Source organism: Gordonia gummivorans (assembly GCF_022513585.1).
Taxonomy (GTDB): domain Bacteria; phylum Actinomycetota; class Actinomycetes; order Mycobacteriales; family Mycobacteriaceae; genus Gordonia.
On record NZ_JAKWBF010000005.1, the window covers coordinates 191354 to 198981 of the forward strand.

Annotated in this window: 6 protein-coding genes; 3 read left to right on the forward strand and 3 right to left on the reverse strand. The window is 66.3% G+C overall.

All coding sequences use genetic code 11. The features are described from left to right. Positions 1-46: 46 nt before the first annotated feature. Positions 47-1150 carry a YhjD/YihY/BrkB family envelope integrity protein gene (locus MKW15_RS06185; RefSeq protein ID WP_240856698.1) on the forward strand — a complete coding sequence of 368 codons (1104 nt, stop codon included), beginning with the start codon at positions 47-49 and terminating at the stop codon, positions 1148-1150. A gap of 9 nt (positions 1151-1159) precedes the next feature. On the opposite strand, the gene MKW15_RS06190 is transcribed toward MKW15_RS06185, so the two are convergent. From MKW15_RS06190 to MKW15_RS06200, 3 genes are read right to left on the reverse strand one after another with little or no spacing between them, the layout of a single operon-like run. Next, positions 1160-2425, reverse strand: coding sequence for a D-alanyl-D-alanine carboxypeptidase family protein (locus MKW15_RS06190; RefSeq protein WP_240856699.1), 1266 nt, complete (start codon positions 2423-2425; stop codon positions 1160-1162). Positions 2426-2476: 51 nt separating this feature from the next. Beyond that, positions 2477-3850: an aspartate aminotransferase family protein gene (locus MKW15_RS06195; protein ID WP_240856700.1), complete on the reverse strand. Its 1374-nt coding sequence runs from the start codon at positions 3848-3850 to the stop codon at positions 2477-2479. Next, a complete protein-coding gene (locus tag MKW15_RS06200) occupies positions 3847-4311 on the reverse strand; it encodes an Lrp/AsnC family transcriptional regulator (protein ID WP_240856701.1) in 465 nt (154 codons plus the stop codon). The genes MKW15_RS06195 and MKW15_RS06200 overlap by 4 nt, the downstream gene beginning before the upstream one ends. 134 nt (positions 4312-4445) lie before the next feature. Here MKW15_RS06200 and MKW15_RS06205 point away from each other — a divergent pair, with 134 nt between their 5' ends. Both MKW15_RS06205 and MKW15_RS06210 read left to right on the forward strand, forming a co-directional pair. Then, positions 4446-5912, forward strand: coding sequence for an aminobutyraldehyde dehydrogenase (locus MKW15_RS06205; RefSeq protein WP_374246553.1), 1467 nt, complete (start codon positions 4446-4448; stop codon positions 5910-5912). Further along, positions 5912-7327: an NAD(P)/FAD-dependent oxidoreductase gene (locus MKW15_RS06210; protein ID WP_240856703.1), complete on the forward strand. Its 1416-nt coding sequence runs from the start codon at positions 5912-5914 to the stop codon at positions 7325-7327. The genes MKW15_RS06205 and MKW15_RS06210 overlap by 1 nt, the downstream gene beginning before the upstream one ends. Positions 7328-7628: the final 301 nt, after the last annotated feature.

Consider the following 7628-nt stretch of genomic DNA (forward strand, 5'->3'; position numbering starts at 1 on the left):
CGGGGGATAGCGGGACAGTGCAGCACCGACCCGGAAGGCGGCACCGATGACGTCATCGATCGAGTCCCCAGCGAAGGCCCAACACGCCGAGAAGTCGCAACCGGCTGAGAAGTCCGAGCCATCGCTGGTCGACAAAGCCAAAGCCGCCTTTGCGGCGGCTCGGAAGCGGTGGCCGTGGATCGAGCATCTCGTCGCGACCGTCGAGCGGTACAACGATCGACGCGGCAACGTCTACGCCGTCGCGATCAGTTTCAACGGCATCCTCGCCCTCGTCCCGATCACGATGGTGGTGTTCGCTCTCGCCGCCGTTGTACTGGTCAACCAGCCCGAGTTGCTCGAGCGACTTCAGGACGCGGTGGTCGATGCCGTTCCGGGCAAGGCCGGCGACCAGGTGAACGACGTCATCAACTCGGCCATCGACTCCCGGGCTACCGTCGGCATCGTCGGCCTGATCGGCGCCGCGTTCACCGGCATCGGATGGATTTCCGGTGTGCGCGTGGCGTTCACGGAGATGTACGGAGGCCGTGTCGAACGCAACGCAGTGATGTCCAAGGTGTGGGACCTGCTCACCTTCGTTCTGCTCGGACTCGCGTTCGCCGCGACCATGGCACTGACCACGCTCGGCAACAGTGGGCTGACGACGAAGGTGTTGTCGTGGGTGGGGCTCGACGACGCGTCGTGGGCACCCACCGTGGTGCGGGGGGTCTCGATCCTGGTGTCGGTGTTCGCGTCGTGGCTGCTGTTCACCTTCATCCTCGCACGACTTCCGTTGGTGCCGTTGCCCTTTGTCAACGCGATGAAAGCAGGTCTGGTCACCGCCATCGCCTTCGAGATCGTGAAATCCCTTGGCGGCCTCTACCTCAAATCGGTCCTGAGTAGCCCCGCCGGTGTCGCGTTCGGCCCGATCCTCGGCGTCATGGTCTTCGCCTACCTCGCCTCGCGGATCGTTCTGTACGCCTCGGCGTGGTGCGCGACCGACCCGATCAACAGCGAGTTCCAGGTCGACGAGGAAGAAGAGACCCTGCCGCCGGTGGTGATTTCCCCGACCACACAGGTCAATCCGGTCCCGAAGCCCGGCGTGATCGCGGCTGCGGTCGGCGCGGGAGCGGCGGCGAGTGCGGTGCTCGGGTGGATCATGCGACGTGACTGAGCACGTGCGTCAGCGCTTCGACCCGAAGAATCGGAGACCGAGTAGGAGCAGGACAACCGCCGCGAGCGCGGCGACGAGTCCGATGAGGACTTGCACGGAGGTCGAACCCGTGCTGTCCGACGACGGACCGGCGCGCTGCGTCACCTCGGGTCGGGCGGCCGGGGTCGACGCGGCCGGGGCAGGTGTCGCCTCGACGAGCAAGCCCACCGACACGGTGGGCGCTGCGCGAAAACCATAGTCGAGCAAGGACTTCGCCTGATCCCAGTACATGCTGCCGCCCACCGACAGGCCGTACATCTGCACGATGACCAGTGTGCGCCCGTTGCGTTGCACCGCCCCGACAAAGGTCTTCAACGCATCGTCGGTGTAGCCGGTCTTGCCGCCCAGCGCGCCTGGATAACCTTCGAGGAGAAGGTGATTGGTGGTGTACATGTCGTAGGCGGGGTGGGGCTTGTCGCCGGGGATGTCGGGCCGAGGTGGGTATCCGGGGAACCGGTAGGTCGGCTTGGCGATCATCTCGCGAAAGGTGTTGTTCCGCATGGCTTGCCGATACAGCAGGGCCAAATCGTAGGGGGAGGTCGACATGCCGGCAGCATCGAGGCCCGACGGGCTCGCCGCCCGTGTGTCGTGTGCGCCCAGTGACGCGGCCAACTCGTTCATCTTCGTCAGCGCCTGCTCACGTCCACCGAGTGATCGGGCCAGTGCGTTTGCGCAATCGTTCCCGGACACCATGAGCAGTCCGGTGACCAGGTCGCGCGTGGTGTAGTGACCGCCGGGGCCCATCCCGCACGAATCGCCCTCGGTACTCCAGTCCTCGACCGTCGGCTCGACCACGGCGTCGAGGTCGAGGTCACGCAGGGCGACGAGTGCGAGCAGCACCTTGATGGTCGACGCCGGACGGTAGCGGCCGTGCGGGTCTTTGGCGGCGATGACGTGACCGGATTCGAGGTCGGCGACGAGCCATCCGGCCGACGTCAGCCCGGGCGGGACGGGCCCCGCGGCCGGGTCGGCGACCAGCCCGCATCCGGCGAGCCGTTCGCCTCCGACAGCGGGCTTGGGTACGGGCAGCGGCGGCGGGGTGGTGGCGCCGGGCTGTACGACCTCCGAAGCGTCGACCGCAGGTGGCGTCTTCACCTTGTGTGGGCAGTGGTCGCTTACCGGCGTGGGCGGTGCGGCATGGGCCGAGCCCGGGAGAACTCCCGGCACGGCGATGGCGGCGACCAGCCCGGTCACCGCAACAATTCGCTTCGCGCGATGCGTCCACCCCGACTTCATCGCCGAGGACGTTACCAGCGATGGTGCCGGAGGTCACAGCGACGCGAGGAGTCAGAGCAGCGTGTATGCCTCGGTGAGAACCGACCGCAGGATCTGTTCCATCTCGTCGAACTCTGCCTGTCCGGCGATCAGCGGTGGCGCGAGCTGAACCACCGGGTCGCCGCGGTCATCGGCCCGACAGTAGAGGCCCGCGTCGAACAGCGCGCTGGACAGGAAACCACGCAGGATGCGCTCGGATTCGGCTGCGTTGAAGCTCTCCCTGGTGGTCTTGTCCTTGACGAGTTCGATGGCGTGGAAGAAGCCCTCACCACGCACATCGCCGACGATCGGCAGGTCGTGCAGCTTCTCGAGCGTCGCACGGAATGCGGGTGCCTGCGTCTTCACATGATCGTTGAGCCCCTCGCGTTCGAAGATGTCGAGGTTGGCGAGCGCGACCGCGGCGGACACCGGATGGCCACCGAAGGTGTATCCGTGGGGGAAGGTCGTCGACCCGTCGTTGAACGGCTCGAACAGTCGATCACTCGCGATCATCGCGCCGATCGGTGAGTACCCCGAGGTCATGCCTTTCGCGCAGGTGATGATGTCGGGTACGTAACCGAAGTCGTCGCACGCAAACATCGATCCGATCCGTCCGAACGCGCAGATCACCTCGTCGGAGACCAGCAACACGTCGTACTCGTCGCAGATCTCGCGAACCCGTTCGAAGTAGCCCGGCGGTGGCGGGAAACAGCCACCGGCGTTCTGCACCGGTTCCAGGAACACCGCGGCGACGGTGTCGGGTCCCTCGAACTCGATCGCCTCGGCGATGCGATCGGCCGCCCAGCGACCGAACTTCTTCGGGTCGGCGGCGAGTTCGTCGGTGGGGGCGCGGTAGATGTTGGTGTTGGGAACCCGGAAACCACCCGGGGTCAGGGGCTCGAACATCTGCTTGAGCGCGGGCACGCCGGTGATGGCCAGTGCGCCCTGCGGGGTGCCGTGATAGGCGACCGCGCGCGAGATCACCTTGTGCTTGAGGGGTTTGCCGCTCAGCTTGAAGTACTGTTTGGCCAGCTTCCAGGCCGATTCCACGGCTTCGCCGCCGCCGGTGGTGAAGAACACCCGGTTGAGGTCGCCGGGCGCATACGCGGCGAGGCGTTCGGCGAGCTCGATGGCGGGTGGGGTCGCGTACGACCAGAGCGGGAAGAATGCCAGTTCCCGAGCCTGAGCGGCGGCAGCCTGCGCAAGTTCCTCGCGGCCGTGTCCGACCTGTACGACGAACAGGCCGGCCAGTCCGTCGAGGTAGCTGCGGCCGCGATCGTCGAAGATCCGGACGCCCTCGCCGCGCGTGATCACCGGCGGTGCGATTCCTTCGCCGTGCCGGGCGAAGTGGCCCCACAGGTGGGCGGCGCTGCGCTCACCGAGTGACTGATGTGTTGCTGCGGTCATCGGGTTCCCCAATTGTATTGCTGTTTGACGAGTTTCAGGTAGACGAGGGTCTCGGTGCTGGTGACCCCGGGGTGGGCGCGGACCTTCTGGTTCAGGATGGTCAGCAGGTGGTCGTCGTCTTCGCAGACCACCTCGATCAAGATGTCGAACGAACCGGCCGTGAGGACGACGTAGTCGATCTCCGCGTGTTCGGCCAGTGCCGTCGCGACGGCCTGAGTGTCGCCCGCGCACCGGATTCCGATGAGGGCCTGGCGGGCGAATCCGAGCTTCAGCGGGTCGGTGACGGCCACGATCTGCAGAAGTCCGGAGTCGCTGAGTTTCTGGACCCGGTTGCGGACGGCAGCCTCGGACAGCCCGATCTCCTTGCCGATGGAGGCATACGAGCTGCGCCCGTCGGCCTGCAGCAACTCGATGATGCGCTTGGCAGTGTCGTCCAAGGGCGTGTTGGTTGTCTCGGCCACAGCTCTACCGTGACGGATTTCGTGGTTTGGCGCAACTTTCACCGACGATTTCATCCGAAAATCTTGCCCTAATGTGTCGAATACGCAGAGAGCCGGGTAGAATCGCGCACGTGCTGAGGACGAAGGCGTGCTGGATTGCGGGTGAGTCGGTCGAGGGATCGGGTGAACGCCACGTCGTTGTCGATCCTGCCACCGACACGCCGGTCGCGGAACTACGGCTTGCCACGATCGCCGAGGTCGACGCCGCAGTCGCCGCCGCGAGGCTCGCGCAGAAGTCATGGGGGACAACGACACCGGCGGAGCGGTCGAGTGTTCTCGCCGCCTTCGCCGATGCGATCGACGCCGCGGCGGAGGATCTTGCGCAGGAGGAAGTGGCGCAGACCGGCAAGGCAGTTCGGCTTGCCCGCGAGTTCGACGTGCCCGGCAGTGTGGACAACGCCCGCTTCTTCGCCGGGGCGGCGCGCAATCTCGAGGGGAAGGCCACCGCGGAGTACTCGCCAGACCACACGTCGTCGATCCGGCGTGAACCGATGGGCGTGGTCGGGTCCATCACGCCGTGGAACTATCCGCTGCAGATGGCTGTCTGGAAGGTCTTGCCCGCGCTCGCCGCCGGTTGTGCGGTGGTCCTCAAGCCTGCCGAGTTGACGCCCCTCACCACGCTGACCCTGGCCCGGCTGGCCACTGAGTCGGGCCTGCCCGACGGCGTGTTCAACGTCGTCGTCGGCACCGGCATCGAGGTGGGCGCGGAACTCGCGGGACATCGGGGCGTGGACATGGTCACCTTCACGGGGTCGACCGGGGTGGGCCGAGCGGTCATGTCGCAGGCGGCGGCCAACGGTACCCGTGTCCAACTCGAACTCGGCGGCAAGGCGCCGTTCGTGGTCTTCGACGATGCCGACCTCGACGCTGCCGTGCAGGGCGCGGTGGCCGGGTCGCTGATCAATGCCGGACAGGATTGCACGGCCGCCACCCGAGCGATTGTCGCGCCCGAACTCTACGACGATTTCGTGGCAGGGGTCGCCGACGTGATGTCGTCGGTGGTGATGGGCGATCCGCGCTCGGCTGCAACCGATCTCGGCTCACTGGTCTCCCGGGCGCATCGGGACAAGGTCGCCGGGATGGTCGATCGTGCCCGCGCTGCGGGGGCACGGATCGTCGTCGGCGGCGAGGTACCCGCCGGACCCGGGGCGTTTTACCCACCCACCCTCGTCGCCGATGTCGACGAGCATTCGGAGATCTATCGAGACGAGGTCTTCGGTCCGGTGTTGACCGTTTCGTCGTTCACCGACGACGACGATGCCATCCGCCGGGCCAACGACACGGTGTACGGGCTCGCGGCCTCGGCGTGGACCAGGGACGTCTACCGGGCCGGGCGAGCGTCTCGAGAGATCCATGCGGGCTGCGTGTGGATCAACGACCACATTCCCATCATCAGCGAGATGCCGCACGGCGGCGTGGGGGCCTCCGGCTTCGGCAAAGACATGTCGACCTACTCACTCGATGAGTACCTCGCCATCAAGCACGTCATGAGCGATATCACCGGCAAAGCCGAAAAGAACTGGCACAGGACGGTTTTCGCAGACCCCACGAGGACCAGCTGATGACCTGGGCCGCCACTGCCGGACCCGAAGCGATCGAGATGGTCGCGCAGGCGTCCTCGGCCCCGTTTTGGCTCGATCGCCCCGATCGCCCCGCTGCACGCCCCCGTCTGACCGGCATGGTGGATGCGGATCTGCTGGTGGTCGGAGGTGGATTCACCGGTTTGTGGACCGCGGTCACCGCGGCCGAACGTGATCCCGGACGCCGCGTCGTGCTGGTGGAGCGCGACCGGATCGCCGAACACGCATCCGGCCGCAACGGCGGATTCTGCTCGGCAAGCCTCACCCACGGGATCGGCAACGGGCTCACCCGCTTTCCCGACGAGATGACCCGCCTGAGCCAACTCGGCAGTGCGACACTCGACGAGATCGAAGCGGCTCTGGACAGACTCGGCATCGACGCCGACGCCGAGCGGACCGGCGAACTCGACATCGCGAACTTCGACTGGCAGATCGAGGACCTCGCCGAGATGGCCGACCAGGCAACACTTCTGGGTCAGCAACTGTCTCTGCTCGACGAGTCTGACGCGCGCGAGCGGGTCCATTCGCCGATGGTCCGCGGCGCAGCCTTCGACCCCGAGGTGATCATGCTCGATCCGGCGAAGCTCGCCTGGGGTCTGGCCCGGGCCGCCGAACGCCTCGGCGTGCAGATCTTCGAGGGCACCGAGGTCACCGCACTCGCCGACGACGCTGGTCGGATGCGGGCCGACACTGCCTTCGGCTCCGTCGCGGCCGACAAAGTGGTGCTGGCCACCTCCGCGAGTCCGTCACTCGTCCGTCGTCTGCGCCTGTACACGGTGCCGGTGTGGGACTACGCACTGATGACCGAACCGCTGAGCGCCGATCAGCGGGCCTCGCTCGGCTGGGCCGGACGCGAGGGTCTGGCCGACAGTGGGCCGCGCTTTCACTACTTTCGGCTCACCGCAGACGACCGCATCTTGTTCGGCGGTTGGGATGCCCTGTATCACTTCGGATCTGGTCGGTCGAGGCGCCACGAGTACGACGCCGGAGAGTTCGCGCTGCTCGCCGAGCACCTACTCCAGTTCTTCCCGCAACTCGCAGGCGTCAAGGCCACGCACACCTGGGGCGGCGTCATCGACACCAGTTCCCGGTTCTGCGCGTTCTGGGATCGGTCTTACGGCGGTCGGGTTGTCACCGCAGTGGGATTCACCGGGCTCGGTGTCGGTGCCTCGCACTTCGCGGCGGCCTCCGCGCTCGACTTGGTGGACGGTCTCGACACCGAACGTACCCGGCTGAAGATGGTGCGCTCCAAGCCGATTCCGTTCCCACCCGAGCCGTTGCGCTGGCTGGGCATCACGGTCACCCGACATCAGCTCGCGCGCAGCGAGCGGCGCGCGGGCGCCCGGGGGCTGTGGCTGACGGCGATGGACAAGGTCGGACTCGGCTTCGACAGCTGATCCGAAGAGTTAGGTGACCAATGCTCTGAACTGGGAAAATGTGTCAGCGTCGGGCTCACTGAAAGTAGACGGGGAAGAACTTCTTCCCCGGGGTTCGTAGTCGTCCGCTAGAAAGTCGGAATTTGTCAACCTGCCTGAGACAGGTCCTTGATTGGGTCTTTTCTCGGTTTGTGTGGTTTGTGGTTGATCCCGACGATCGCGGGGACCACGGATGCTTTCGGTGATTGCCGGAAGCGTTCGGGGTGGGCGGCGTGGGCCTGGTCCAGCAGGGCCTGGCGGCGTGCTTGGACCTCGACGAAAC

What these genes read in the sequence shown, in the direction of transcription:
- MKW15_RS06210 (WP_240856703.1), top strand. Translation starts at nt 5,912, where the DNA reads ATGACCTGGGCCGCCACTGCCGGACCCGAAGCGATCGAGATGGTCGCG.
- MKW15_RS06190 (WP_240856699.1), bottom strand. Translation starts at nt 2,425, where the DNA reads ATGAAGTCGGGGTGGACGCATCGCGCGAAGCGAATTGTTGCGGTGACC.
- MKW15_RS06195 (WP_240856700.1), bottom strand. Translation starts at nt 3,850, where the DNA reads ATGACCGCAGCAACACATCAGTCACTCGGTGAGCGCAGCGCCGCCCAC.
- MKW15_RS06185 (WP_240856698.1), top strand. Translation starts at nt 47, where the DNA reads ATGACGTCATCGATCGAGTCCCCAGCGAAGGCCCAACACGCCGAGAAG.